General features: G+C 57.2%; 25 protein-coding genes. 7 read left to right on the top strand and 18 right to left on the bottom strand.

The genetic code is table 11. The annotated features are described in order from the left end of the window. Positions 1 to 13 precede the first annotated feature (13 nt). From JT51_RS12015 to JT51_RS12060, 10 genes are all read right to left on the bottom strand, one after another. Entirely contained in the window at positions 14 to 1,330 is a 1,317-nt protein-coding gene (locus JT51_RS12015; RefSeq protein WP_037312798.1) for an HlyD family type I secretion periplasmic adaptor subunit, read from the bottom strand. After that, a complete protein-coding gene (locus JT51_RS12020; protein WP_152563365.1) occupies positions 1,330 to 3,051 on the bottom strand; it encodes a type I secretion system permease/ATPase in 1,722 nt (573 codons plus the stop codon). Before JT51_RS12020 ends, JT51_RS12015 begins: the two co-directional genes overlap by 1 nt. 173 nt (positions 3,052 to 3,224) lie before the next feature. Further along, positions 3,225 to 4,106: a LysR substrate-binding domain-containing protein gene (locus tag JT51_RS12025; RefSeq protein ID WP_037312801.1), complete on the bottom strand. Its 882-nt coding sequence runs from the start codon at positions 4,104 to 4,106 to the stop codon at positions 3,225 to 3,227. A gap of 93 nt (positions 4,107 to 4,199) precedes the next feature. Beyond that, complete coding sequence (locus JT51_RS12030; RefSeq protein WP_037312804.1) at positions 4,200 to 5,555, bottom strand: TRAP transporter large permease; 1,356 nt, start codon at positions 5,553 to 5,555, stop codon at positions 4,200 to 4,202. Between the two features lie 3 nt (positions 5,556 to 5,558). After that, complete coding sequence (locus tag JT51_RS12035) at positions 5,559 to 6,890, bottom strand: TRAP transporter small permease subunit (protein WP_037312807.1); 1,332 nt, start codon at positions 6,888 to 6,890, stop codon at positions 5,559 to 5,561. Positions 6,891 to 6,964: 74 nt separating this feature from the next. Next, positions 6,965 to 8,065, bottom strand: a complete 1,101-nt coding sequence (gene dctP, locus JT51_RS12040; RefSeq protein ID WP_037312810.1) for a TRAP transporter substrate-binding protein DctP — start codon at positions 8,063 to 8,065, stop codon at positions 6,965 to 6,967. 238 nt (positions 8,066 to 8,303) lie between these two features. Further along, the gene (locus JT51_RS12045; protein ID WP_037314153.1) at positions 8,304 to 9,077 is read right to left on the bottom strand and encodes an ABC transporter permease; all 774 of its coding nucleotides are present in this window, start codon (positions 9,075 to 9,077) and stop codon (positions 8,304 to 8,306) included. Further along, positions 9,074 to 9,820: an ABC transporter permease gene (locus JT51_RS12050; protein ID WP_419177310.1), complete on the bottom strand. Its 747-nt coding sequence runs from the start codon at positions 9,818 to 9,820 to the stop codon at positions 9,074 to 9,076. Before JT51_RS12050 ends, JT51_RS12045 begins: the two co-directional genes overlap by 4 nt. Before the next feature lie 15 nt (positions 9,821 to 9,835). Then, complete coding sequence (locus JT51_RS12055) at positions 9,836 to 10,609, bottom strand: transporter substrate-binding domain-containing protein (protein ID WP_037312816.1); 774 nt, start codon at positions 10,607 to 10,609, stop codon at positions 9,836 to 9,838. Positions 10,610 to 10,633: 24 nt separating this feature from the next. Beyond that, entirely contained in the window at positions 10,634 to 11,413 is a 780-nt protein-coding gene (locus JT51_RS12060; protein WP_037312819.1) for an ABC transporter ATP-binding protein, read from the bottom strand. A gap of 258 nt (positions 11,414 to 11,671) precedes the next feature. On the opposite strand from JT51_RS12060, the gene JT51_RS12065 reads away from it, so the two are divergent. Continuing rightward, complete coding sequence (locus JT51_RS12065; RefSeq protein WP_037312822.1) at positions 11,672 to 12,457, top strand: dimethylarginine dimethylaminohydrolase family protein; 786 nt, start codon at positions 11,672 to 11,674, stop codon at positions 12,455 to 12,457. A 108-nt stretch (positions 12,458 to 12,565) separates the two neighbouring features. Here the strand turns inward: JT51_RS12065 and JT51_RS12070 are convergent, their stop codons facing one another. The 8 genes from JT51_RS12070 to napF are packed head-to-tail and all read right to left on the bottom strand — an operon-like array spanning position 12,566 to position 19,072. After that, positions 12,566 to 12,823, bottom strand: coding sequence for a hypothetical protein (locus JT51_RS12070; RefSeq protein ID WP_037312826.1), 258 nt, complete (start codon positions 12,821 to 12,823; stop codon positions 12,566 to 12,568). Between the two features lie 13 nt (positions 12,824 to 12,836). Next, entirely contained in the window at positions 12,837 to 13,538 is a 702-nt protein-coding gene (locus tag JT51_RS12075; protein ID WP_037312829.1) for a NapC/NirT family cytochrome c, read from the bottom strand. A gap of 29 nt (positions 13,539 to 13,567) precedes the next feature. Then, the gene (locus tag JT51_RS12080) at positions 13,568 to 14,005 is read right to left on the bottom strand and encodes a nitrate reductase cytochrome c-type subunit (protein WP_037312832.1); all 438 of its coding nucleotides are present in this window, start codon (positions 14,003 to 14,005) and stop codon (positions 13,568 to 13,570) included. Between the two features lie 12 nt (positions 14,006 to 14,017). Beyond that, positions 14,018 to 14,935: a quinol dehydrogenase ferredoxin subunit NapH gene (gene napH, locus JT51_RS12085; RefSeq protein WP_081894673.1), complete on the bottom strand. Its 918-nt coding sequence runs from the start codon at positions 14,933 to 14,935 to the stop codon at positions 14,018 to 14,020. Continuing rightward, a complete protein-coding gene (gene napG / locus JT51_RS12090) occupies positions 14,932 to 15,750 on the bottom strand; it encodes a ferredoxin-type protein NapG (protein WP_037312835.1) in 819 nt (272 codons plus the stop codon). Before napG ends, napH begins: the two co-directional genes overlap by 4 nt. 27 nt (positions 15,751 to 15,777) lie before the next feature. Continuing rightward, on the bottom strand, positions 15,778 to 18,270 hold the full coding sequence (gene napA, locus JT51_RS12095; RefSeq protein WP_037312838.1) for a nitrate reductase catalytic subunit NapA: 2,493 nt from the start codon (positions 18,268 to 18,270) through the stop codon (positions 15,778 to 15,780). Beyond that, positions 18,267 to 18,560: a chaperone NapD gene (locus JT51_RS21495; RefSeq protein WP_081894674.1), complete on the bottom strand. Its 294-nt coding sequence runs from the start codon at positions 18,558 to 18,560 to the stop codon at positions 18,267 to 18,269. Before JT51_RS21495 ends, napA begins: the two co-directional genes overlap by 4 nt. Beyond that, positions 18,557 to 19,072: a ferredoxin-type protein NapF gene (gene napF / locus JT51_RS21500; RefSeq protein WP_081894675.1), complete on the bottom strand. Its 516-nt coding sequence runs from the start codon at positions 19,070 to 19,072 to the stop codon at positions 18,557 to 18,559. Before napF ends, JT51_RS21495 begins: the two co-directional genes overlap by 4 nt. A gap of 1,228 nt (positions 19,073 to 20,300) precedes the next feature. On the opposite strand from napF, the gene JT51_RS12105 reads away from it, so the two are divergent. The 6 genes from JT51_RS12105 (at position 20,301) to JT51_RS12130 (ending at position 25,716) form a co-directional block, all read left to right on the top strand. Further along, entirely contained in the window at positions 20,301 to 21,548 is a 1,248-nt protein-coding gene (locus JT51_RS12105; RefSeq protein ID WP_037312844.1) for a branched-chain amino acid ABC transporter substrate-binding protein, read from the top strand. 77 nt (positions 21,549 to 21,625) lie between these two features. Continuing rightward, on the top strand, positions 21,626 to 22,582 hold the full coding sequence (locus JT51_RS12110; RefSeq protein WP_037312847.1) for a branched-chain amino acid ABC transporter permease: 957 nt from the start codon (positions 21,626 to 21,628) through the stop codon (positions 22,580 to 22,582). Continuing rightward, positions 22,579 to 23,865: a branched-chain amino acid ABC transporter permease gene (locus JT51_RS12115; protein WP_037312852.1), complete on the top strand. Its 1,287-nt coding sequence runs from the start codon at positions 22,579 to 22,581 to the stop codon at positions 23,863 to 23,865. Before JT51_RS12110 ends, JT51_RS12115 begins: the two co-directional genes overlap by 4 nt. Continuing rightward, positions 23,862 to 24,626: an ABC transporter ATP-binding protein gene (locus tag JT51_RS12120; protein WP_037312855.1), complete on the top strand. Its 765-nt coding sequence runs from the start codon at positions 23,862 to 23,864 to the stop codon at positions 24,624 to 24,626. The genes JT51_RS12115 and JT51_RS12120 overlap by 4 nt, the downstream gene beginning before the upstream one ends. Continuing rightward, complete coding sequence (locus JT51_RS12125) at positions 24,626 to 25,327, top strand: ABC transporter ATP-binding protein (protein ID WP_037312858.1); 702 nt, start codon at positions 24,626 to 24,628, stop codon at positions 25,325 to 25,327. The genes JT51_RS12120 and JT51_RS12125 overlap by 1 nt, the downstream gene beginning before the upstream one ends. Beyond that, positions 25,312 to 25,716: a type II toxin-antitoxin system ParD family antitoxin gene (locus JT51_RS12130; protein WP_051927526.1), complete on the top strand. Its 405-nt coding sequence runs from the start codon at positions 25,312 to 25,314 to the stop codon at positions 25,714 to 25,716. The genes JT51_RS12125 and JT51_RS12130 overlap by 16 nt, the downstream gene beginning before the upstream one ends. The last annotated feature ends 38 nt before the right edge of the window (positions 25,717 to 25,754 follow it).

Raw genomic sequence — 25,754 nt, forward strand, 5'->3', positions numbered from 1 at the left:
AGCGATGGCCGGGTCACTCGCGGAAGGCGCGGTTGAAATAGTCGGCCATCGGTTTAACCAGATAGGACAGCGGTGTTCTTTCGTCGGTCTTGATCATGGTCTCAACCGGCATGCCGGGCAACAAGGCTTGCCCGTTCAAGCGGTCGATCTGACCTTCGTCAGGTACGACTTCGGCGCGATAGAAAGTCTGCCCGGTGTTGTCATCCGTGAAAGTATCAGCCGAAACAGTGATGACATGGCCGTCAATTTCAGGCGTTTCCCTTTGATTGAACGCAGGGAAACGCAGCGCAACAGGTTGACCGATGTGCAGCTGATCCACGTGGATTGCATCCACCCGCGCGGCCACAAGCAAGGGAGTGTCCTGCGGAACGACATACATCATCGGTTCAGCGGGCTGAATGACAGATTGCAGCGCAAACACCTGACTGTCATAGACCCGTCCTGCGACGGGCGCGCGAATATCCAATCGTGACAGGCGCACATCCAGTGACAGGCGGCGTTCTGCCAGCTCAGAAATCTGAGTCTGCGCATCCCGCAGTGCTGTGATCGCCTCTTCCCGCCGTGTGGCCGTTAATTCCACGATCTCGATTTCAGTGGCCGCGATTTGTCCCTTCAGACGTGCGATCGAGGCTTCCAGCCGACCAATCTCGCCTGTCAGGCTGGCTTCTTCGCGCAGCAGGGCCGACACGCGACTGGCCTGGGTCAATCCACGGTCGTACAGGCTTTGCTGATCTTCCAACTCTTCCTTGATCAGTTCGACCTGACGGCGCAGCGACACAAGCTGAGCCTCGGTGCCGTCGATCTCGCTTTCGATCTGCACCCGCTGTTTGCCCAATTGCTGGGTCTGTTGGGTTAGCGTTTCCAGTCGGGCCTCAAACAGACGTTGCTGACCGGCAATCAAATCCGGCGTAATGTCTTCCTGCTTTTGAAGGTCGTCCAACTGAACCTGCAGATCGTTGGCAGCTACGCCATCACGTTCGGCCTCAAGCCGGATTCTGCGCGCCAGGAGTTCGAAAAGCTGAGATTCAACGATCGTTTTTTCAGAGGACAGGAACGTATCGTCCAGGCGAACCAGCAAGTCCCCGCTTCCAACTTCATCCCCGTCACGCACAAAAATCTCGCCGACTACACCACCATCGAGGTGTTCAACCACCTGCCGGTTGCTTTGAACCTCGATGTTTCCTTGCGATATGATTGCGCCGGCCAGACGGGTCTGGACCGCCCAGACGCCCAGACCTCCAACCAGAATGACAAGGGCCGCAAAACCAACCAGAGCCGGGATTGTAATGCGCCAAACCGGGCGCGAGTCTTTGGCTTTTGAACTCTGCATTATTCGCCCACCTGGCTAAGGCCTCGTTTGATCGCGCTGGCATTTTGCACCATGGTGCCCAACACCTCATCGCGGCTGCCGAATTTCACGACCTGACCTTTTTCGACAACTGCCAGGTCATCGCATTCAGAAATCGCTTGTGGGCGGTGTGTCATGATGATCGCGGATTTCCCCGTCGCTTTGAGACCCCTGACAGCGGCATTCAACGCCTCGGTCCCTTCGGCATCCAGTGCCGAGTTCGGCTCGTCAAGAATCAGCAATACGGGGTTTCCATACAGCGCGCGCGCCAAGGCGATGCGTTGCTTTTGCCCGCCTGACAGCTGACTGTCATTGCCTTCCAAAAAGGTATCATACCCTTTCTCGAGGGTCAGAATAAGATCATGGGCCTTTGCTTTTCTGGCCGCCTCGACAACGCCTTCCGGGTCGGGGCTTTCGGACATGCGGGCGATATTCTCTGCCACTGTGCCGTTGAACAGGGTGACCTCTTGCGGCAGATAACCGATATGTTGGCCCAGATCGGTTGAATCATATTGGTCCAGCGTGGCACCGCCCAACCGGATTTCGCCTGCCGCTGGATGCCACAGACCCAACAAAGCTTTGGCCAATGTCGACTTTCCCGACCCACTTTTCCCGATAACCCCAAGGGCCTTGCCGGGTTCAAGGCGCAGCGCCACGTTGCGCAATGTAGGTGTGGTCGCGCCAGGGGGAATAACCGTCAGACTTTTGGCGGTAAGGCGCGCTTCGGGCACAGGCAGTTTGGTGCGCGGGGCCTCTGGCGGGGTCGCATCCAGAAACTGGTTCAGCGAAGCCCAGGCAGTGCGGGCGCGTTCGATCATGCCCCATTGGCCAACGGCCTGTTCCACCGGGGCCAGCGCCCGACCCAACAGGATTGACCCGGCAATCATCGCCCCCGGCGTCATTTCATTGCGCAGCACCAGCAACGCGCCAAGCGCCAACATTGCCGACTGTAGAAACAACCGCAACGATTTGGTCAGCGAGGTAAAGCTGCCGGTCCAGTCGCTGGCGGCAATCGTTTGTTGCAACGCGTTGGACCGCTGCTGTTGCCACCGCTCTATGATGTCGTCTTGCATACCTTGCGAGCGGACCACCTCGGCGGCCTGTCTGGCATGTTCCGAAAATGCATTGGCCCGCGCCGATGCCGCCTGCGCCGCTGCGACCTTGCGGTGGGTCAGGGCCTGGTTCAGCAAAGCGATCACAATCAGCAGGGTTCCGCCCCCGACGGCCAACCACCCCAGCAAAGGGTGGAACAAAAAGATCGCAGCCAGAAAGACCGGAGTCCAAGGGATGTCCATCACGGCCAGTAAAACGGGCGAGGAACAGAGGTTTTGAATGGCTTCAAGATCGCGCAATGCCGTTGCCGGGGCTGACCGGGCTTGCGGGAACAGAGACCGGCGCAGGGTTGCCTCGAACACACGCTCGTCCAGCTGTGACTGGAACCTTGCCCCAAATCGCGCAACAATCCGGCCTCGGGCAAAATCCAGCATCGCCATCAGGCCGTACAGCAGTGCCACAAGCAGGAACAGCGCCGCCAACGTTTCCACCGCCCGGGACCCCAGCACCCGGTCATAGACCTGCAACATAAACAGGGGGCCGGTCAGCATCAGAAGGTTGACGAAAACACTGAACAGGAAAGCCAGTGCTAGAAAGGCCACGCCTTGATTGCGCACCTTCCTAAGCTCGTGGCGGGGTGGCATCCACATGCGTTTTTCGGTGTTCACGAATTGAGCCTTTGGTAATTGTTAGTGCGCAAGCAAGTTCACCTGCAACGCGCAATATCATAAATTGTTTCTGAAGTACTTAAAACGCGAGAGTTGCTGGATCGGCGAAAAGCCACTGGCTGTCAACTTATCGACGGCAAAGCAAACCCTTATGGCTAAGTTGAACCGGTGCCCAAGCTGGTTTCCATCGCGGTTTCGCAAAATGACCGCACCAGTTTGGAATCAGCCCGATCATTGAGATGTGCCAGATAGTATCTGGTTTCGACGCGGGTATCCCTGATGGGAATCGCACGCAGATTGGGATGGGCGACAAATTCAAAATCAGCGACAAACCCGATGCCGATGCCTTGCTCAACCGCCTTCCAGATCGCTTCTCTGCTGCCCAGTTCCAAGATCGGCTCAACCTCGATGCCGCGTTTTTTGGTCTCGGCCTCAATCGCCGACCGCGTGGTCGATCCGGCCTCGCGGCGGACTACTTTTTGTTTGTGCAAGTCGGTGATCAGGATCGAATCCCTGCTGAAAAACGGATGGTCCGAATTCACAAAGGCGACCACCTCATGCGTGCTGTAAAGCTGGGTGGTGACGCGAGGGTCTGACCGGACTTCAGCCAAAATCGCCACATCATCTTCATAAGACAAAATACGTTCGAAACATTGCTGAGAGTTGCCGAACCACACGCCAAGGTCGATGGCTGGGTATTTGGATTTGAATGCTACTATCATGTCCGTGGCATGAAATGGCCCTACGGCGGCTATGCTGAGCCGACCGGCGTGAAACCCCCGGAATGAATCCAGCAGAGCTTCGGCATCGACCTCGGCCTGATGCAACCGCGAGGTGATGGTCAGCAACTCGCGACCGGCATGGGTCAGATGCACCTCGCGCCCGACGCGGTTGAACAGCCGAACATCATATCGGTTTTCCAGGTCTTTCACCTGCGTCGACAATGTCGGCTGGCTGATGTTCAACTGATCGGCGGCTGCCGAAAAGCCGCGGTATGTTGCGACGGCGTGGAATGATCTGAGTTCAGACTTTAGCATAGATGTAGAATATGGATTGAGGAATTGAAATCAATTCCATCAATGGGCGAAAAGCGTCTGTGCTGAGGTGGCGGCCCCCAGAGGGGCCGCTGTTTATCCGTAAACCAGGTTTGGCAGCCAGGTAACGACCCAAGGGAACAGCATACAAATAGCCAGTCCGACGATCTGCAGGAACAGGAACGGCAGCGCCGCCTTGAAGATATCCGTCATGGGAATGGACGGCGGCGCCACGCCGCGCAGATAGAACAGCGCATAGCCGAAGGGTGGCGACAGAAAGCTCATCTGCATGTTCACCAGGTACAGCACCCCAAACCACAGCACCAGATCGTTGGGATCGTCAAACCCGAAGGCCGCCGCCCCCAGCGCCTTGATGATCGGCACGAAGATCGGCACGCACAGCAGCAGTATGCCGACCCAATCCAGGAACATGCCCAGCACCACCAGCAGAATCTGCATCACGATCAGGATGCCCCACGGGCCAAGACCGGCATTCTGCATGGTTTCCTGAACAAATTGCTGACCGCCTTCCAGAACATAAAGCCCAACAAAGATGGTGGCACCGAACATGATCCAGATCACCATGGCCGAGGCCTTGAGCGTGGTCAGACAAGCCTCGCGCACGGTGGGCCAGTCCAGCTTGTTGTGGATCGCGGCCACGATGAAAGCGCCAAAGGTGCCGATGCCCGCCGCCTCGACCGGTGTCGCCACGCCTGAGAAGATCACACCCAGCACGATGGCGATCAGGACGATCGGGGCGGACATCTTGCCCAGCAGCCTGACTTTCTCGGCGTTCGAAATCCGTTCCTCCATCGGGATCGGCGGGCCAAGCTGCGGATTGATATAGGACCGGACCACCACATAAAGGATATACATCCCCGACAGCATCAGACCGGGCACAACCGCACCGATGAACAGCTCACCCACCGACTGTTCGGCGACCACCGCATAGATGATGGCCAGGATCGACGGCGGGATCAGGATGCCCAGCGTTCCGCCCGCCATGATCGAGCCCATCGCGATCTTGGTATCATACCCGCGTTTCAGCATGGCCGGCAGTGCGATAATCCCCATCGTCACCACCGCCGCGCCAATCACACCAACCATCGCGGCCAGCACGGTCGAGGCCAGAATGGTTGCCGCCGCCAGACCGCCTTTCAACCCGCCCAGAACCTTGTAGATCACATCGAACATGTCGTTGATGATCCCGGCCCTCTCCAACATGGCGGCCATGAAGATGAACAACGGAATTGCCGATAGCTGATAATTCGTCATCAGCGGGAAAATCCGGCTGGGCACGATATTCAGCGCCCTTTCATCCCCCAGGACGAACAGGAACACACAGGCCAGACCGCCGGTGACAAAGGCCAGCGGCAGACCTGCCATCAGCAGCACCAACAGCGAACCGAACATAACGAGCGTCAACAGCTCGATGGATATATCAAGACCCATCGGTCAGTACCCCCGTGCAATCGTTCGGATGTCTTTGGATAGTTTCGACACCCCTTGCAAAATCAACAGCAGCCCACCGACCACCATCATCCATTTCATCGGCCACAATGGTATTTCCCATTCGTTAAAGCTGATTTCACCCCATCTGACATTCGGGTCCGTCCAGTTGCCGAATGTCAGTGCGCCGAACATCTCAAAGAACCCCAGATTGCCCCGGGCCCATTCCGATACGACAGAGTTGCCGGTCGGAACTGCAATCGCGTCCATCGCAAAGATGTAGGACGTCACCAGCAGCGTACCCGCGAAGATGAAGAAGAAGATTGAGGTGAACAGATCGACCCAGGCTTTGCGGGGCTTGGTCAGCGGTGCGTAAAAGATATCGACCCGCACATGGCTTTCGGTCAGCATCGCGTATGATCCCGCGATCAGATATTGCATCCCGAACATCAGATACATGGATTCATGCGCCCAGTTTGTCGGCGCGTTGAACACATAGCGGACGATCACCTCGTAGTAATAGACAAAGACCGCGATCACCGCCCAATAGCTGACGAATTCACCTGCAAACAGCGCCAGTCGATCAATCCAGTTCTCGGCATATTCATGATCGGCCTTGCGCGCGCTGGGGTCCAATTCCGCAGCCCGAGCGGCGGTCTCCTCGTCGATCTCCATCTCCGGTTCTTCCGGTTCCGCATCTGCTTTTGCCCGTGCGCTGGCGACCAGCCGTGGCAGCATCAGCGCGTCAATGGCGAGGAAGGCCAGAATGGTAAAGAATGAATACCGGGCCACGGAATTCCAGAAGGCCCGCGCGGCCCCGGCTACTTTCGCGACTGGCTGTGCCTGGGTCAGTGCCGCTTCGGACTCTGCTATCCGGTCACCACCGGTTGCAATTGCTTTTTCGGCACGTTTGAGCGCGCGTTCTGCACGCCTTTTTTGCAAGGCTGTGCCATCCTGTGTGTCATCAACGGCGGCGCGCAACTTGTCCAGATCAGATTCGGCTGTCGCGACCCGACCGGTTTCACGTTCAATGGTACGCTCGGCCTGACGGACGGTGTTGATGGCATTGGAAAATTCGTTTCGGGCCGTACGCTCCTCGCCATTGGCGTAGAGGATCAGCAGAAACACAGGTAAATAAACCATCCCCAAAAGACTGCGCAGGTAGAACCGGTGCAGGCCCAGCATCCCGCCGGTCACAAGGATCAGGTAGCCCAGCGGCAAACCATAGGTTCGTTTTTCGGGTTGGGCACGGCGCGCCAGCATCATGGCAAGGATGGGGAAGACGATCAGCCCGATCCAATAAAGCCAGTGCGGCAGCGTGAAATCGACGCTCGGCATGTTACGTTCCGAATTTCCTGAGAAAGACAGGCCCGCGCGAAACCCGCGCGGGCCATTGGATTGCGTTCAACGGATCACAGATCCAGCGTGTAGCCTTCGATCATCTCGGGCGTCACATAGCCCAGCGAACCGGACATCATATAGTCGAGCTGGATCTTGAACACGCGCGCCGCATTCTTGTCGCGATTGGCGTATTTGAACCAGATCGGCACGGCGACCTCGGTCATCAGCTCGACATCGTCCTGTGACAGGCGCGTGATTTCGGTGCCTTCGGCCTCGAACTTTTTCCAGGCTTCCTGGTCGGCGGCCTGAACGGCGGCGTGGTGCAGGTCGGAATAGACATGGGTTTCCATTTCCACGAATTCCTGCATCTGCGGGCTCAGCTTGTTCCAGGGGTCCAGGCCGACCGTGATATCCATGATATCGACCGGCTGATAGACCGACATGAAACCCGGAGGTCCCATTACGATGTAATCGGTCACCTGGCTGAACCCCAGCGCATGGTTGACCGCGGGGCCAACATAATCGGCCACGTCGATGGTGCCTTTTTCCAGCGCCGGGAAAATCTCGGACCCTGGCAGAACCGTGGTTTCCGCACCCAGTTCCGAGAAGATTTCGGCGACCATACCACCCGGCAGACGCATCTTGCGCCCGGCGAAATCGTCAACCGAGCGGATCGGAACCTTGGAGTGAATGATGTTCGGCCCGTGATGCACAGGCCCGACGAAATGCAGGCCCTGTTCCCGCAACAGTTCGCGCGCGATCTCAAGGCCGCCCAGACCGTAGTAGAACGTGTCATATTCATGTGGCTGGCGCAGGCCCAGCGGGTACGAGCTGAGGAATACGGCGGCCGGGATGATACCCTGATAATAGATGGTGAACGGGTTGATGGCATCGAGAACGCCGTTTTTCACTGCATCCGCCAGTTGGAAGTCGCCAACCACGTCATTGGCACCGAACGCCTGAAAGGCCAGCTCACCCCCGGTCTTTTCCTCGATCGTGGCGCACCAGTCCTTGAACACCTGCAACCCGATACCGCCGGGCCATGAGGTTTGAATTTTCCAGGTGGTCCCTTCACCAGCGGCGGTTGCAAGATGCGGTGCAGCCAATGTGGCAGCTCCGGCGCCCGCGAGGCTTTTGAACGCGCTGCGGCGTGTAATAAGCTTTTTGGTCATTTGTTCCTCCCATAGATCACCGCCATGTCCTTGTGAAAAGGATGTCGATGTTGCGTTAACATAACTCAGCATCGAAATATTGGTAATATTATTTTCCCAATTTTCTAATTGCTCACTTTTACGTGAGAAAAGGGGAGGGGCAAAATACGGCCTAGGGTGACGGGCCCACATAGTTTATCGGCGCGCCATCAAGTAAAAGCGCGCGGTTGTTTTGGTAAGAAAGTGAGGCGATAAACGCTTACCGTGTGGGGACTTGTCTTTCGATGTACCCAAACGCAAGCGTGATGATCCCAGCGATGATCATATAGATCAGGGCCAGCAACAGCAGCGGTTCATAGACCACGAATGTATCCGCCCGCACTCGCGACGAAACCGCATATATTTCAACTACCGTGATCGTGGCGACCAATGGTGTGGCCTTCATTTGCAGGATCGTCTCGCCGCCCAGCGTCGGTAAAACACTGCGAATGGCCTGCGGCAACCAGATGCGGCGGAAGACCGTAAAACGGGGCATCCCAAAGGCGTTTGCAGCCTCAAGCTGGCCCTTGTTGACGCTGGAAAACGCGCCCCGCATGACCTCGCCCTCATACCCTGCGTATGACAGGGTCAGCGCCAGAACCGCATAGGGCCAGGCCTGCCGCAGAATGGGCCACAGCTCACTGGCGCGTATCCACGGGATCTGTGGGAATAAGGACCCCAGACCGTAATACAGCAGCCAGATCTGCAGCAGCAGCGGCGTGCCGCGAACAATGGTGCAAAAGACCTTGGCCGGGGCAGAAAGGTACCAAGGCCCGACTGCCTGAGCCAGACCAAGCGGGACCGCCAGCAGAAAGCCCAGAACACAGGTGACAACCAACAGCCAGATCGTGCGCCATAGCCCTTCAAGGGCAAGCGGCGCGTATTGCGGTATCCAATCCCATCTCAGCGAAACCGCACACCACACTACAAAGGCGATGAACAGGCCCATCAGAACGATCCGATGTGGTACAAACAATGCGCGCAAGCTGGTCATCGTTTGCTCCTTTTCAACGAGGGTTGGCCGCGTCGCGCCCATTTTTCAATGCGCCCGAACACAAAGCCCGAACACAGAGTCACCGTCATGTACAAGGCTCCGGCGGCCAGGAAGAACGTGAAATAAGCGCGGGTTGACGCCGCAGCCTGGCGCGTTTCCAGCGTTAGCTCGGCAAAACCTACGATCGCCAGCAGGGCCGTGTCCTTGGTTGCGATTAGCCAAAGGTTGGCCAGACCGGGTGTGGCAAAGGACATCATCGCCGGGATCGTTACCCTGCGCAGCAACATCAGGGGTGGCATACCATAGGCCCGCGCGGCTTCGATCTGGCCGGGTGGAATTGCCTGAATGGCACCGCGCAGCACTTCGGTTGCGTAAGCCCCCTGAACGATGCCCAACACCCAAATACCCGCGACAACACCGCTGATTTCTACCCGGCCATAGCCAAGCGTCTGCGCGGCCTTGTTGATAAGATCAGTGCCGACGTAGTACAGGATCAGGATCAGGACCAATTCCGGCACCGCCCTGATCACTGTTGTGTAGATGGCCAGAAGGTCGCGTGTGACCACCCCGCCATGCAGTTTCCCATTGGCCCCGAATAGCCCGATCACCAACCCGAACGCAAACGCCCCAAAGGCGATCTGCAACGAATTGGCCAGCCCGCGTAACAGGTTGCCACCCCAGCCCGGCGGGCTGAGGGACAACAGTTCGGCAGATTGGGCAAGCCCCAGCGTTTCGAGGATCAGATCCAAAGCCGCGTCTTACTGGCTGTAGATGCTGGTGGTGAAGTACCGCGAGGTGATCTCGTCATGGGAGCCGTCGGCCAGTACCTTGGCAATGCCTGCGTTCAGCTTTTCACGCAGTGCGTCATCGCCCTTGCGGACGCCTGCGCCGACACCGCGGCCCAGAACGCCTTCGTCATTGGCGACCGCCCCCTTGATCTCGCAGCAGGCACCAGTGTCCGAGGCGATGAAGTCTGCCATTGCGATACTGTCGGCCTGTGTGGCGTCGATACGGCCCGAAAACAGGTCCTGATTGGCCTCGTCCTGCGTTTGATAAACGCGAATTTCAGCGGCATCGCCGAAATGTTTGTTCGCATAAGCCTGGTGGATGGTCGACGCTTGAATGCCGATGATTTTACCAGCCAGCGATTCCGGTGTCGCCTCGATATCCATGGATTTGTCGGCGACGATGACGGCCGGGGTGTTATAGTATGCATCGCTGAAATCGATGGTTTTCTGGCGTTCTTCGGTAATCGACATCGAAGCCATGATTGCGTCAATCTGCTGGCCGGTCAGCGACGGAATGATACCGTCCCAAGCGACCGGCGTGATCACGCATTCCAGTTCGGCTGCGGTGCAGACAGCGTTGATCAACTCGACCTCCCAGCCGATCCATTCGCCTGAGGCGTCCAGCGAGGCAAAGGGTGGATAAGGTTCGGCTGCGATACCTATTTTGACCTCTTCGGCGGCGGCGAGATTGGCGCTGAACGCTGCGACGGCGACCGTCGCGGCAAGCACTGTCTTGTATGTCATTGAAAATACTCCATGTTGATTGGATTATCCGACTGTTTTCAGAAACTGTTTCAGCCGTGCAGATTTTGGATTCCCGAAAAGCTCGGCAGGGGGGCCTTGCTCTTCGATCCGACCCTCAAAAAGGTAGACCACATGGGTCGCGACCTCGCGGGCGAATTTCATTTCATGCGTGACCAGCAGCATGGTGCGCCCCTCAGCGGCCAGATCGCGGATCACGGTCAGCACTTCGCCAACCAGTTCTGGGTCCAGCGCGCTGGTGGGTTCGTCAAACAGCATTACGCTGGGATCAACCGCCAGTGCCCGGGCAATCGCGGCGCGTTGCTGCTGTCCGCCCGACAGGAATGACGGATAAGTGTCGGCCTTTTCGGCCAGACCGACCCGTTCCAGCAACTGTCGTGCGCGGGCAACAGCATCTGCGCGGGGCACCTTAAGGACATGAACCGGCACCTCGATCACATTTTCCAGCAAGGTGCGATGGGTCCACAGGTTAAAGGCTTGAAAAACCATCGCCAGACGTGTGCGGACTCGTTCGATCTGACGCCGGTCAACGGGTGTTCCGTCCTGGCGCATCGCGATCGGCTCTCCGTTTACCACGATCTCGCCGGAACTGGGGGTTTCCAAAAAATTGATGCAGCGCAAAAAGGTGGATTTGCCGGATCCGCTGCCGCCGATGATGGCAACCACATCGCCTTTGTGCGCGGTCAGGGAAACGCCCTTGAGCACTTCGAGGTTGCCGAATGATTTATGCAGATCAGTGACGCGAATTGCGTCCGCTTGTTCGCTGGCTGAGACGGTTTCGCCCATCAAGGTCTCCCCGTAAGTCTGAACACTAAAGAGGCAAACATCCGTCTATGCAAGGATATTGTCATGATCGGGGGCTGGCTGACCGAGTCGTGAACTAAAGCTCGGCTGTGGTAAGGTGTTTGGGCGAACGCGACGGGGCGGGCGGGTATCAGGTGTCATCGAAGGAAAAGAACGCGACAGGATGCGTATCATACAATATAACGCAGATCACGTCACCTTAGATATATCCCCGGTTGGGCTTTCCAAAACGAGACATATATGACCGATCCGACCTATCAGTTTTCGCGGGCGATCACGCGCCGCCCCGCCGACAGTATTGTAAACGGCTTGCGAGCCGAAGACATTGGCACGCCCGACCTAAGCCAGATGATGCAAGACCATGCCCACTATGTCGCCACGCTCAAGGAAACCGGCGCCGAAGTGATTGAATTGCCTGCGCTTGATGATTTTCCCGATGCCGTGTTTGTCGAGGACACCGCCCTGTGTCTGCCGCAGGGCGCGGTTCTGATGCGCCCCGGTGCCCCCAGCCGGATGGGCGAAGTCGCGCAGATGGCCCCGACGTTGCGCGAATGCTACGATGATCTGCGCGAAATCAAAGGGCCGGGCCATATCGAAGGTGGCGATATTCTGGTGACCGCGCGCGAAATTCTGGTCGGCCGCTCAGACCGCACCGACGCCGAGGGTGTGGCCGAATTGCGCGCCATCGTCAGCGACTGGGGCCATTCCCTGCGCGAGGTGTTCACCCCGCCGGGTGTGCTGCATTTCAAAACCGATTGCTCGCTGTTGGACGGAGAGACGATCCTGTCGACCAAGCGCCTTGACGCGTCCGGCTGTTTCGAAGGTTATCGCGTGCTGCACGTGGCCGAAGGCGAAGAGGCGGCGGCAAACTCGATCCGGTTCAACCAGTTCGTGTTCTCCCCTGCGGGTTTCCCACGCACGACGGAAATGCTGCGTCGCCACGGCTATGACGTAGTCGAGATCAACAACACCGAGTGCGCCAAACTGGACGGCGGCATGTCGTGCCTTTCGCTGAGATTCCAGTAAGCGCCCAAGACGGTGTGTTTGGCCGCGCGTTCGGTTAAAGACAAACTCCACCCGGTGGTTGCCACCGGATGGAGTTCTATGACTTGGGATTATGTGTATTTGCGCGAATCAGACCGTTGCGCCCTTGATGCGGATTGCGGACCCTACGGTTCCCGCGCAAAGACCCACAACCACGGAAATCATAAGGTCCACGGCCCCGATACCGGCAAAGTTCCCGTGGGCAAAGATCAACGTTTCAAAGACGCCGACCAGACCGCCCATAAGCGCACCCAGCCAAAGCCGGCGTGTCATCATGCCCAGAGCCAGGCCAAGAATGCCCGGCAAGCTAATGATGTTGGCCCCTAGTGTTCCCAGAAATTCCAGCATGTCTTGCCCCTTTTCAGTCTGCCCGTGTGGTCAGGAATGACCGGATTTCTTCACTGTCCGACGCAACCTGCTGATGTGAAGACTCTGTATCTTTGCCTGCCAGTTTTTCCGTAACACTTTGGTATTCTTCAAGATACCCCGGTGGCAGGCTGTGCGCGATGCCCTGGTGACAATCGATACAGGTCATGTTTTCGTCAATGGCGCGCTGGTGTTCGGATGCGGCACGAGTTTCCTGAATGGTGAAATCCATATAGTCAAAGTTGTGACAGTTGCGGCACTCGCGGCTGTCGGACGCCTTCATCTTCTTCCAGACGGCAGAGGCCATGCTAAGGCGGTGTTCCTCGTACTTTTCTGGTGTGCTGATTGTGCCTGCCAATTCATGATAGATATCCTTGACGGCCATGATCTTGGCTTTGATCTTGTGGTTCCATTCGTGCGGTACGTGGCAATCGGAACAGATCGCACGCACGCCAGAGTGGTTGTTGTAGTGGATCGTCTCGCGATATTCACCCAGATTGGTTTCCATCGTGTGGCACGAGGTACAGAATTCTTCGGTATTGGTCAGTTCCAGTGTCCAGTGGAACCCACCCCAGAACAGGATACCGGCCAGAAACCCGGCCAAGACCAGAAAACCGGTGCTGAACACTACTGTCGGTGTCCAGATTGCGTTCCAGATGCGGCCAATCCAGCCGCGTTTTTCGGGGGAGTCTGCCATCTTGGTGCTCCTTTCAGACAAGCGTTGGATTAATTGCCGGACGAGGGTTCGAACACATTGTCGACCAACGCAGGCGCGTTTGCCTGGGGCACGTGGCATTGATTGCAGAAATACCGGGTTCCCGCGATGTTATCCAACTCGTTGCCATCGCGGTCCAGATAGTGGGTCATCGACAGGGTTGGCGCGTTGCGTTCACCGGCCTTGGTCCAGTCATGGCAGGACAGGCACTGATTGGTCCGCAGATCAATCTGGTATTGCTCGATCGAATGCGGAACCAGCGGAGGTTGCTGGCGATAGTTGCGCTGAATGCGACCTTCGACATTGCGATGGATTTCGTCCAATGGGACGGGTTCGTCAACATCGGCACCACGCAGTGCTTCGACCTGGGCTGATTGCGCAAGGGCGAACCCGCTCAGGAGTATAACGGGGATCAGGGCGGCGGCGCCTGTCATTAGTGGCTTGTTCATCTTGGCACTCCCTTAAATAGGTCTGGCTGCGCGCGGTTCTGGCGCGGGAACTGGATCGGAAGGTGCGGCGACGTGGTCGTCGAACCGGTGAGTAAACTTGAAGACATCGACCGCGCAGACATCAATGCAGCGGCCGCAATTGGTGCAGTCCGGGGACAGGATCATGGGGGTCGTGCCCGGTTTGCCCTTAAGTGCGGGTGAAATGATCTGGTTTTCGGGGCAGACCGCATAGCAATCCATGCAGTCGTCGCAGGCGGCCCGGTTTGCGGCGCTGACCCGCAGCAGGCTTTTGCGGCCGATCAGGCCATAAAACGCGCCGACCGGGCAGATATGCCCGCACCAGCCATGGCGCGAAACCACCAGATCAAAGATAAAGATTGCAGCGATCATGGCCCAGACAAAGCCCATGCCAAAGATCAGCCCCCGGTGCAGCATGGTGATCGGGTTGATCAGCTCCCACGCGATCACGCCGGTCAGGCTCGAAACGACAAGAACCGTAGCCATGACCCACAGGCGCGTGCTGCGTTTCGGTTGCCATCCTTTGGGCAGGTTCAGCCGCCGGTGCAGCCAGTTGGCAGCATCAGTAACCGGGTTGATCGGGCAGACCCAGGAGCAAAAAACGCGACCGCCGATCAGCCCATAGGCTGCCAGCACGATCAGCCCGCCAATCAGCGCAGTCAGTTCGGGCCATTGCCCGGCGACCGAGCTTTGCAACAGGATGAAGGGATCTGTCAGGGGCAATACGCCTAACGTCAGTGATCCCGCCAGCGTGCCCTGAACGATCCAGACGCCAAGCCACGGACCCATCAGGAACAGCACCAGAAAGAACAACTGGCTGGTGCGGCGCAGGAGCAGGAATTTATGTGCGCCGATCCAGCCTTTGACCTCAATCGCCTCATGACCAACTGGCATATGCGCGCGCGCGCTCATTGTCCCGCCCCCGGAAGGTTGTAAGACGGTGCGAACCCGCCGGGCGTCGCCAGATTGTCGGTGCCCGGCCCCGGCAGGCGGTCGGGCAGATCGATGAGACCATCCACAAGAGGCCCGCCATTGGCGTCTTTTTCTTCCCAACCTTTGCGATAATGGTCGGCGGAGCTGCCACGGGCCAATCTGACCGGCAGAACCTTGATGGCCGCTTCGGGCAGAACGCAGCTTATTTCGCACATGCCGCAGCCGGTGCAATGATCGGCATGTACGGTCGGCGCAAAGATCGCGTGATGGCCCGAGCGGGGGTTATGCGAGGTTTCCAGCGTGATCGCCTCGTCAATCGCGGGGCAGACGCGATAGCAGACTTCGCAGCGCAGGCCCAGAAAGTTCAGGCAGTTTTCCTGATCGACCAGAACCGCAACGCCCATTTTGGCGTCGTCGATATTATCCAGCCCCGGGTCCAGTGCCCCGGTGGGGCAGGCGGCGACACAGGGGATGTCGTCACACATCTCACACGGCACTTCGCGCGCCGTGAAATAGGGTGTGCCGGTGGCCACGGCGTCGACGCCAAGTTCGGCCAGTTTCAGCGTATCATAAGGGCAGTCCCGCACGCACAGCCCGCAACGGATGCAGGCCGACAGAAACTCCTTTTCGGGCAACGCGCCGGGGGGGCGCAATGCCTCGGCTGGCAGGGCACGGGCATCGCGGGCCAGAAAGGCCAACAATGACCCGGCCACAACACAGCCGCCAGCCGCGCGCGCCGAATCCTGCAGGAAACGGCGCCGTTGCGGCGAAAGGGGAGTACCGGCGAGGGGCATGGGGGCTACCTTTGCGATCCGTGCCGGTTACGCGCGCTCGACCTTGCAGGCGCACTTCTTATAGTCGGTCTCTTTCGACAGCGGGCAGGTCGCATCCAGCGTCAGCTTGTTGGTCAGCTGGTGTTCGTCGAACCACGGCATAAAGACCAGACCGCGCGGCACCTTGTTGCGGCCACGGGTTTCAACCCGGCTGGTGACTTCGCCGCGACGGGTGGACAGAACGATCTCTTGCCCGCGGCGCAGACCGCGATCCTTGGCATCCTGCGGGTGCATGTAGACAACTGCCGACGGGAAAGCGCGGTGCAGTTCCGGCACCCGGCGCGTCATCGAGCCCGAGTGCCAATGCTCCAGCACGCGGCCTGTGGACAGCCACAGATCGAATTCTTCATCCGGTTCTTCGGCTGCGGGTTCATAGGGTGCAAAGATGATCTTGGCCTTGCCGTCCTTATGGCCATAGAATTTCACGTCCGAGCCTTCGGGCACGTAAGGATCATACCCTTCGCGGAAGCGATACAGCGTCTCTTTTCCGTCCACGACAGGCCAGCGCATACCGCGTGCCTCGTGATACATTTCGAACGGTGCCAGATCGTGCGCGTGACCGCGCCCGAAATTTGCATATTCTTCAAACAGGCCTTTTTGAACGTAGAAACCGAAATGTTCGGATTCGTCGTTGTCGAACCCTTCGGCTGTCTCGGACACCGGAAATTTGTCGACCGAGCCGTTTGCATACAGCACGTCATACATGGTCTTGCCGCGATGTTCCGGCATCTTGGCCAGCAGCTCTTCGCCCCAGACCTCTTCAACGGTGAAGCGTTTGGCGAACTCCATAAGCTGCCACAGGTCCGATTTCGCCTCACCCGGGGCTTTCACCTGCTGCCGCCAGAATTGGGTGCGGCGTTCGGCGTTGCCATAGGCACCTTCCTTTTCAACCCACATGGCGGTGGGCAGGATCAGGTCGGCAGATACGGCTGTGACCGTCGGATAAGGGTCCGAAACGGTGATGAAGTTTTCCGGGTTGCGATAGCCGGGATAGCCTTCTTCGTTGATGTTGGGCGCAGCCTGCATGTTGTTGTTGCACTGCACCCAATAGGCGTTCAGCTCACCGTCCTTCAGCTTGCGGTGCTGCAACACGGCGTGGAAACCGGGCTTGGGCGGTATGGTGCCTTCGGGGATGTTCCAGGCGGTTTCACAGATTTCGCGGTGCTCGTCATTGGCCACAACCATGTCGGCGGGCAGACGGTGGGCAAAGGTGCCAACCTCGCGCGCGGTACCACAGGCCGAGGGCTGACCGGTCAGCGAGAAGGGCGAGTTGCCGGGTTCGGAAATCTTACCCACCAGCAGGTGCACGTTATACATCAGCGAGTTCGCCCATGATCCGCGGGTGTGCTGGTTGAAACCCATGGTCCACAGGCTCATGACTTTGCGGTCGGGGTCGGCGTATTGCTTGGCCAGCTTCTCAAGCTTGTCGGCAGGTACGCCGGACAGTTCGGCGGTGTATTCCAGCGTGTATTTTGAAACTGCGTCAGCATAATCTTCGAAGCTGATGGTTTCCAACTTGCCCGAGTTCGGATTTTCAGCCTCTTGCTGCAACTGATGCGTGTCGCGCAGACCATAGCCGATGTCGGTGGCGGTTTTGGTGATGTTGACGTGTTTGTTGACGAAGTCTTCGTTCACTGCGCCGTTTTGAATGATGTAATTGGCGATATAATTCAGGATCGCCAGATCGGTCTGCGGTGCAAAAACCATGCCATTATCGGCCAACTCGAACGAGCGGTGTTCGTATGTGGACAGCACGTGCACTTCGCAACCCGGTTTGGTCAGGCGCGTATCCGTCAGGCGCGACCACAGGATCGGGTGCATCTCGGCCATGTTCGACCCCCAGAGCACGAATGTATCCGCATGTTCGAAATCGTCGTAACAGCCCATCGGTTCGTCGATACCAAACGTCCGCATGAACCCCACAACGGCCGACGCCATACAGTGCCGCGCGTTGGGGTCGATGTTGTTGGACCGGAACCCGGCTTTCATCAGCTTGGATGCGGCATAGCCCTCCCAGACTGTCCATTGGCCCGAGCCGAACATGCCCACACTGGTCGGGCCTTTCTTGGCCAAAGCCTCTTTCCACTTGGCGGCCATGACATCAAAGGCTTCGTCCCAGCTAACCGGTTCGAATTCGCCATTCTTGTCGTATTCGCCTTTTGTCTTGCGCAGCATCGGCGTGGTCAGACGGTCTTTGCCGTACATGATCTTGGACAGGAAATAGCCCTTGATGCAGTTCAAGCCGCGGTTCACGGGTGCGTCCGGATCACCTTGGGTGGCAACAACGCGGCCTTCCTTGGTGCCGACCAGCACCGAACAACCGGTGCCGCAGAACCGGCAGGCGGCCTTGTCCCAACGGATATCGGGAACACCGATTTGCGCGTTGGCCTGGCCCGTGGCCAGAGGGATACCTGCTGCTGAGGCGGTTGCTGCGGCCGCTGAGGCCTTTAGAAAAGTCCGGCGAGATTCTGAGATAGTCATAGCGTGGGCCTCCGGCTGGTGGTTTGGCTTGGGGCATCGGGGCGTGGACGGGTTTCCGCGATATCCTCGAAATGGTGATAAGTCAGCGTCAGCGAGACCACACCAGGGACCAGATGCAGATCCATGATGGTTTCGGACGCCAGGCGTGTAGGAGTATCTTCTACGACGACGACGAAACGGCCATCATCGTCCTGGGCGTGTACTTCGACACCCGGTGTGTCATTAAATGTCTGAGCCGCGGCTTGCGCCTGTTCGGGTGCGACATGTGCAAGGCAACCGCAGATGTTCATGTGTTCGCTTCCGTTAAGGGTTTGGTTTGACGTTCCAAAGTGACGGCGTCGACAGGGCAGAGCGCTACACAGGCCCCGCAGCCGGTGCAGGTATCGGTGTCCAGTGACGGTTCAGCCCGCCCGCCTTGCTGTAGCCTGAAGCTGATGGCGTTGTGCTCGCAATTGTCCTGACAGACGCGGCAGCTGACACCGTTCATGGAAAGGCAGGATGCAGCGCTGAGCGACGCGCGCCAAGGCCAGTTTGACAGACGCTCAAGTTCAAGTGCCTCTGTCGGGCAGGATTGCGCACATTCGCCACAGAAGGTGCAAGGGCCGTTGTCCGAGTATAACACCGGAAACCCGTCCGCACCAATTACGATCACATCTTCAGGGCAGGCTTTGGCGCAGTCACCGCACTTGGTGCACAGATCGACAAATCCGGGCACCACAGATCCCGGAGGTCTGATAATACTTAAGTCCTCTCCTCGGACTTTGGCGCTGAGAAACGCGCGTCGGCTGGTCAACTGGCTCATATTACGGCGACCTGGCTGCACTTGATTCCTTGTTCAAGCCTACCGCATAGCGTTAGTTAAGCCGACGCTTTTTGACCCAGATCATTTTTTAAGCTTTTTTCATCATTTCGAAAACTTGCCGCGCTTTGCGACCCGTTGGAATGGAGCATTGCGTACGCGTCAAAAGCTTTGTGGCGCAGCTCGCGCAACACTCAGGTGACTGGCGGGTCAGGATCACAGAGGTTGGGGGTGTCACAATTGGCTGTTACGAAGTGCGGCAGCGACATCGTCGGGGTGCTGCTGCCTGGAAATTGAGACTAGCTTGAGCCCAAGGTGCCACTGCACTGTAGAAAGACCGGAGAGATCATGTTGTGTTCCAGCTGAAAGGATTAAGGACGGCTGTTGTGGTGGTGGCCAAAGCCCCTCAATGCTCTGGAAACGCACCGCCTTCATCGCTAGCCATGCCGCCTATTGTGACCGATAGTTCCGCGCCTGAAGGGTCTTTGTTTTGCTCGTGAAGTCATCGCTCACTTGGTCTGGCCACCGGTGAATTCACCAAAACGACCCATGCTGAATTCCTGTTTTGATCGGCCGAACGAAGGTTAACATGACAACATTTAATTCGGATCAACAGAAGGTTGATTTTTGATTGACCGTGATCATGGATTTCTCACCCGGTCAGAAGCAGCCAGCTTCGGTCAGGTATGTTGCGCTGGGATTTGCAGCGCGCCCGTGGGCGTATCCCGGAAAATAGAGAGTCACCTTAAAGCTTTGCGAAAACCTTTTGTTGGCGTCTTTTGTCTGTTTGGATTTTTGACCGTTAATCAATCTTGTGTGGATCGCCGGGTTCAGTTTGGGCAGGTAAAAAAGTTGCAGGTGTTGGCATCTGCAGGGATGTCAGGCGGGTACAATGCGGCAAAAATCACGAGGAGAAACGTAGACCTGTCGGGCGACGTCTGGACATCGCATTTGCGTGTGGGCGAAGTTCTGATTTCCTGACTTTTTTCACGGCAACATCCGCTGGTGGGCTTTCATGTACCCTGCCAGAGAGAAACCCAAGCTTCAGGAATTGAACAATTTTACCATCCCTTGATGGATTTGCACCGTGACCGTTCAGAAGTTTTCAGAACTGCCGGTAAGTCATTGACACACTAACGAACCACAATGATGATCATGACTGATCCCCCACCCAAGTGCGGATCATTTGGCAGGTTGAAACCAACCGCCTGACGTCAATAGGGAGGAATAAATGAATAAGTTAAATATATTGATGGCCACTACGATTGTTGCGAGCCTGACTGCAGGATTCGCGGCGGCGCAAGAGAAAGTGCAAATTGCTTACATCGATCCGCTGTCCGGGCCATTTGCCACAACCGGCACGCAAGGGTTGGCGATTTATCGACATACCGTCAAAGAATTGGTTAATGAACCTGGCGCGCTGTTGGATGGGCAGGCTGAGTTTGAGATGGTGCCCTTTGACAATAAAATCAGCGCGAAGGAATCACTGATACAGCTTCAGGTTGCCATGGATCAGGGGATTCGCATTATTGCCCAGGGTGCGTCCTCTGGTGTGGCCAGCGCGCTGTCCGAGGCTGTTGCCAAACACAATCGGCGCAACCCGGACGATCCGGTCATCTTCCTCAATCACTCGGCCGTAGATCCGGCGCTGACCAATGACAAATGTCAATTCTGGCATTTCCGGTTTGATGCGAATGCCGACATCAAGATGGACGCGCTGACCGACGACATCGCCGCCAACCCGGACATCAAAAAAGTCTATGTGATTGGCCAGGACTATTCATTTGGCAAGGCAGTCGCGGCAGCGGCGCAGCGGTTCCTCAAGGAAAAGCGCCCGGATATCGAAATCGTCGGGAACGAATTGCATCCGATTGGCAAAGTCAAAGACTTCACGCCTTATGCGCGCAAGATTGTGGGCTCGGACGCGGATGCGGTGATCACCGGCAACTGGGGCGGTGACATGGTTGGTCTGGGCAAGGCTATCATGAGCGCGGGCTTCGACCAGCCGATCTACACCTACTATGGGGCAACGTCGGGTATCACGGCGGCCTTCGGTGAAGAAGGCGACGGCATCGTCAAACTGGTCGGCGCAGGACAGGTCAATCCGCCCGCGACGCCGGAAGGGCAGGAATTCATCGCCACATTCTATGAAAGCTTCCCTGATCTGGATTTCGGCCAACCCCAAATGGCCAATGTCGCGCCGATGCTGGCTGCAGCAGTCAACGAAGTCGGCAATGCCACGGATATCAAAGCGATTGCCTACGCCCTTGAGGGGATGGAGTACGACAGTATCATAACCGGCAAGACCGTAATGCGCGAAAGCGATCACCAGGTGATCCAGACCGTGACAGTACAAGGGCAGACGCCCGAGAATATCCTGTTCGAATTCGACAAATCGGGTCGTGGCATGGCTGCCGAGACAATTGTGGAATTGGCGTCCAAGGACTCGGCCACCACTTGCGAGATGAAGCGCCCCTGATTTTCTGACCACGCTGGCGGTCCGTCTGTTTCAAGCCGGGCCGCTGGGCTTCATTTTTCAAAGCAGGGAGACAAGCAATGGCACTGTTCCTCGTGAACGTGTTGGATGGGCTCGTGACAGGATTGTTGCTGTTCATGTTATGCAGCGGCTTGACATTAATCTTTTCGATGATGGGCGTTTTGAATTTTGCCCATGCCAGTTTTTACATGCTGGGCGCCTATTTTGCCTATCAGATCAGCCTTGTGACCGGGTTCTGGGCCGGTCTGATCATTGCGCCGCTTGTCGTCGGGGTCATCGGGGCCGGGATCGAGCGATACGGATTGAGGCGGGTGCATAAATTCGGGCATGTGCCAGAGTTGATATTTACCTTCGGTCTTGCCCTGCTGATCGAAGAAGCGGTGCAGTTCTTTTGGGGCAAAAGCCAGCTTCCCTTCTCGGAGCCTGAAGCGCTGGATTTTGCGGCTTTTGCCATCGCCGGAAACGCTTTCCCTGCTTACAAGGTATTCATGATCTTTGTGGCAATGGGCATCTTCCTGACGCTGTTGTACATTCTGACCAAGACGCGGATTGGCATGACCATTCAGGCCGCGCTCAGCTATCCTGAAACCGTGCAAAACCTGGGCCATAACGTACCGCTGGTTTTCATGTGCGTGTTTGGTGTCGGTACGGCGATGGCCGGTTTGGCGGGCGTGATTGCTGGCCCGGTTCTGGGTGTCTTCCCGGGCATGGCCGTGCAACTTGGGTCCATCGTCTTTGTCACAATCGTCATTGGCGGATTGGGTTCCCTTTGGGGCGCATTGGTGGCGTCTCTGATCATCGGCTGGATGCAGACCTTTGCCACAGCCTATGACGTCACGGCCGAGCAGATTCTGACCGCCATTGGCTTTACCAAGCCTGAACTGATCTGGGATCATCCGCTACAGGATTTGTGGACGCTGACGCTGCCTCAGCTGGGTCCGATCCTGCCTTATCTGCTGATGGTCATCGTGCTTGTCCTGCGTCCGCAGGGTCTTATGGGGAAACGTGAATCATGAGCCTTGCAAGCAAGACGCCCCTGACTGCGGGTACTTCGCGATTGATATCGCTGTCAAACACCATGCCTTGGGCCTTTGCGGCGTTGTTCCTGCTGTGCCTTCCGTTCGTGTTTCAATCAAACTCGGCCCTGACGATCATGAACCAGATGGCGATCACCATCGTCTTTGCGCTTAGCTACAACATGTTGTTGGGGCAGGGTGGGATGCTGTCTTTTGGCCACGCGGTCTATATGGGCTTGGGCGGGTTCTTTGCCATGCATGTTATGAACATGGTCGAGGGAGGGCTGTGGTTGCCTCTGCCGCTGCTGCCAATTGTTGGCGGGCTGTTCGGACTGATCTTTGCCTTTCTGATCGGCAGCTTTTCGACCCGACGCGCGGGCACGGTGTTTGCCATGATCTCGCTGGGTGTGGGTGAGCTGATCGCCGCATGCTCGGTTATCATCGTGGTGTTCTTCGGCGGTGAAGAGGGTATATCGGGCGACCGGACAATGGGGCCGCCGGTGTTCGGCTATGAATTCCTGACCCAGCAAGAGGTCTATTATCTGACCATCTTCTGGCTGCTGCTGGCGACCTTGCTGATGTATCTGTTTTCCCGCACACCGATCGGACGGATCACCAATGCTGTGCGTGATAACGAGGAACGGGCCGAGTTTCTGGGCTATTCCCAACGCAATGTGCGCTGGATATCCTTTTGTGCATCGGGGTTTTTTGCCGGCGTTGCCGGGTCCTTGTTTGCAATTAACTTCGAGATTTTGACAGAAGAAAACCTGAACCTCGCAACCTCGGGTTCAATTCTTTTGGTGACATTCATCGGTGGCGCCGGGTTCTTTGTCGGGCCGATCATCGGCGCGGTTGTCTTCACGCTGCTGCAAACAGTGCTGGGGCTGCATACCGAGCTTTGGTCGCTGTATCTGGGCATCCTGTTCGTGTCCTGCGTGATGTTTTTCCCGTCAGGATTTGCTGGTCTGGTTGCGATGCACCGCCGCCCGTTTGCATTGGGTAAGCTGCACCTGTTGATCAAGCCATACCTCAAGGCCGCAATCCCTGTGGTTACAAGTGTGTTGTCGTTGGCCGCCATTCTGGAAATTCTATTTCACAAGCGCCACGGCTATGGCGGCGACCACGAGATGGTTCTGTATGGCATTGCCTTTGACAGCAGCGGTTATCAGGCCATTGCAATGGCGGCGGTCATTGCCGCGATCTCGCTGTTTCTTGTGTCCCGCATTTTGCCGGAAATTCGCGCAGCCTGGGACAGTGCAAACCATGCGGAGAGTCGGACATGAACGCGCCCGCCATTGAACTTAGAAATCTTGAGAAAAGCTTTGGTCTTGCTCGGATCATACAAGGTGTGAACTTGAAGATCGCAAAGGGCGAACGCCACGCCGTCATCGGGCCAAACGGTGCCGGGAAATCCACCCTGTTCAACCTGATCACCGGCCGCTTTGCGCCAACCTCGGGCGGGGTGTTTCTGCATGGCGAAGATGTCAGCGGGCTAAAACCGTTCGAGATCAACCGCCGTGGGCTGAGCCGCTCATTCCAGGTCACCAACATCTTTTCCAACATGACCGTGTTCGAGAACATCCGATGCGGTCTGTTGTGGACAATGGGATATCGGTACTCTTTCTGGCACATGATCGGTCGGCAGGCAGATGTGACCGAGAAAGCGGATGAAATTCTGGCCCAGATCAACCTGACCCAGCGCCGCAATGAGCTGGCGGGCACATTGGCCTATGCCGAACAGCGCGCGCTTGAGATCGGGATTACCATCGCGGGCGGTGCCGACATTATCCTGCTGGATGAGCCTTGCGCCGGGATGAGCCATTCGGAAACCGATCTGATTGTCGATCTGATCCGCAAAGTGACCGAAGATAAGACGCTGCTGATTGTCGAGCATGATATGGGGGTGATCTTCGATCTGGCAGACAGAATCTCGGTTCTGGTTTACGGCGAGGTGATCGAGTCTGATACGCCCGACGTGGTGCGCGCCTCGGCCAGGGTAAAAGAAGCTTATTTGGGCGCAAGCTTGGAAGAGGAGGCGATGTGATGCTTCAGGTCACCGATCTGCACGCCTATTATGGCAAAAGCCACATCCTGCAAGGCGTAAACCTTGAAGTCGGCGAGGGTGAGATCGTCTCGCTGCTGGGGCGCAACGGGGTGGGGCGTTCCACCACTTGCAAGGCGATCATGGGCGAGGTCGCGCCGCACGGCTCGATCCGGTTTCGCGGCAAGGAAATCGCGGGACGCAAAAGTTTTGAAATTGCCAAGGCCGGAATTGGCTATGTGCCAGAGAACAGGGACATCTTTCCCGGCCTGACCACACGCCAGAACCTGATGCTGGGGCTGAAGCCCGGGCAAAAGGATGGCGACGGGCGGTGGTGTATCGAAGATATGTTCGAGATGTTTCCAAATCTGCGCAACCGTGCGGATGTGGATGCTTCGGTCATGTCGGGTGGCGAGAAACAGATGCTGACCATCTGTCGCGCCCTGATGGGAAACCCCGACTTTATCATGATTGATGAGCCGACCGAGGGTCTGGCGCCAAAGATCGTCGAACAGGTCGGGGACCTGCTGACGCAGATCGCCGAGCGCGGCGTGTCGATCCTGCTGGTCGAACAAAAACTGACCATCGCGCTGCGTGTGACCAACCGGGTTTATGTGATGGGGCATGGGCATATGGTCTACGAAGGAACACCGCAGGGGTTGCGTGAAAATGACGATATCAGAAAGGAATGGCTGGAGGTCTGAGGCAGCTTGCAGCGTTGTTTATCGCCGGGGCCAACCAAACTGACCCCTTAGTTGAACACTCTGCCGATGTAGCATATATTGCCAATGTGAGCATAGGAGTGAACAAAATGGCGAGAAATCCCAGTGTTTCGCTGACGGAGCATCAACAAGATTTCGTTCAATCTTTGGTTTCCAGTGGTCGCTATCACGGCGTGTCAGAGGTGGTGAGAGCTGGGCTGCGCTTGCTCGAGGATGAAGAAGATCGGCGCAAGGCCGAGCTTGATAGACTTCGCGAGGGGGTCGAGGCTGGCTTGGATGATGTTCGGGCTGGCAAAATTTCTGAATTCGATCCTGGGCGCATCATCGCAAAAGGGGAGGCGTTGCGATCCGACCGCTTGCCCTCCGAATAACCCGGACGGCCGAAAACGATCTGGCAAAAATATGGGCA

Origin of the sequence: Ruegeria halocynthiae (assembly GCF_000743705.1) — a bacterium.
Lineage (GTDB): Bacteria > Pseudomonadota > Alphaproteobacteria > Rhodobacterales > Rhodobacteraceae > Ruegeria > Ruegeria halocynthiae_B.

Excerpts from the sequence above, each read along its gene's own strand:
- JT51_RS12015 (WP_037312798.1), bottom strand. The coding sequence starts at position 1,330 with ATGCAGAGTTCAAAAGCCAAAGACTCGCGCCCGGTTTGGCGCATTACA.
- JT51_RS12020 (WP_152563365.1), bottom strand. The coding sequence starts at position 3,051 with ATGTGGATGCCACCCCGCCACGAGCTTAGGAAGGTGCGCAATCAAGGC.
- JT51_RS12025 (WP_037312801.1), bottom strand. The coding sequence starts at position 4,106 with ATGCTAAAGTCTGAACTCAGATCATTCCACGCCGTCGCAACATACCGC.
- JT51_RS12030 (WP_037312804.1), bottom strand. The coding sequence starts at position 5,555 with ATGGGTCTTGATATATCCATCGAGCTGTTGACGCTCGTTATGTTCGGT.
- JT51_RS12035 (WP_037312807.1), bottom strand. The coding sequence starts at position 6,890 with ATGCCGAGCGTCGATTTCACGCTGCCGCACTGGCTTTATTGGATCGGG.
- dctP (WP_037312810.1), bottom strand. The coding sequence starts at position 8,065 with ATGACCAAAAAGCTTATTACACGCCGCAGCGCGTTCAAAAGCCTCGCG.
- JT51_RS12045 (WP_037314153.1), bottom strand. The coding sequence starts at position 9,077 with ATGACCAGCTTGCGCGCATTGTTTGTACCACATCGGATCGTTCTGATG.
- JT51_RS12055 (WP_037312816.1), bottom strand. The coding sequence starts at position 10,609 with ATGACATACAAGACAGTGCTTGCCGCGACGGTCGCCGTCGCAGCGTTC.
- JT51_RS12060 (WP_037312819.1), bottom strand. The coding sequence starts at position 11,413 with ATGGGCGAAACCGTCTCAGCCAGCGAACAAGCGGACGCAATTCGCGTC.
- JT51_RS12065 (WP_037312822.1), top strand. The coding sequence starts at position 11,672 with ATGACCGATCCGACCTATCAGTTTTCGCGGGCGATCACGCGCCGCCCC.
- JT51_RS12070 (WP_037312826.1), bottom strand. The coding sequence starts at position 12,823 with ATGCTGGAATTTCTGGGAACACTAGGGGCCAACATCATTAGCTTGCCG.
- JT51_RS12075 (WP_037312829.1), bottom strand. The coding sequence starts at position 13,538 with ATGGCAGACTCCCCCGAAAAACGCGGCTGGATTGGCCGCATCTGGAAC.
- JT51_RS12080 (WP_037312832.1), bottom strand. The coding sequence starts at position 14,005 with ATGAACAAGCCACTAATGACAGGCGCCGCCGCCCTGATCCCCGTTATA.
- napH (WP_081894673.1), bottom strand. The coding sequence starts at position 14,935 with ATGAGCGCGCGCGCGCATATGCCAGTTGGTCATGAGGCGATTGAGGTC.
- napG (WP_037312835.1), bottom strand. The coding sequence starts at position 15,750 with ATGCCCCTCGCCGGTACTCCCCTTTCGCCGCAACGGCGCCGTTTCCTG.
- napA (WP_037312838.1), bottom strand. The coding sequence starts at position 18,270 with ATGACTATCTCAGAATCTCGCCGGACTTTTCTAAAGGCCTCAGCGGCC.
- JT51_RS21495 (WP_081894674.1), bottom strand. The coding sequence starts at position 18,560 with ATGAACATCTGCGGTTGCCTTGCACATGTCGCACCCGAACAGGCGCAA.
- napF (WP_081894675.1), bottom strand. The coding sequence starts at position 19,072 with ATGAGCCAGTTGACCAGCCGACGCGCGTTTCTCAGCGCCAAAGTCCGA.
- JT51_RS12105 (WP_037312844.1), top strand. The coding sequence starts at position 20,301 with ATGAATAAGTTAAATATATTGATGGCCACTACGATTGTTGCGAGCCTG.
- JT51_RS12110 (WP_037312847.1), top strand. The coding sequence starts at position 21,626 with ATGGCACTGTTCCTCGTGAACGTGTTGGATGGGCTCGTGACAGGATTG.
- JT51_RS12115 (WP_037312852.1), top strand. The coding sequence starts at position 22,579 with ATGAGCCTTGCAAGCAAGACGCCCCTGACTGCGGGTACTTCGCGATTG.
- JT51_RS12120 (WP_037312855.1), top strand. The coding sequence starts at position 23,862 with ATGAACGCGCCCGCCATTGAACTTAGAAATCTTGAGAAAAGCTTTGGT.
- JT51_RS12125 (WP_037312858.1), top strand. The coding sequence starts at position 24,626 with ATGCTTCAGGTCACCGATCTGCACGCCTATTATGGCAAAAGCCACATC.
- JT51_RS12130 (WP_051927526.1), top strand. The coding sequence starts at position 25,312 with ATGGCTGGAGGTCTGAGGCAGCTTGCAGCGTTGTTTATCGCCGGGGCC.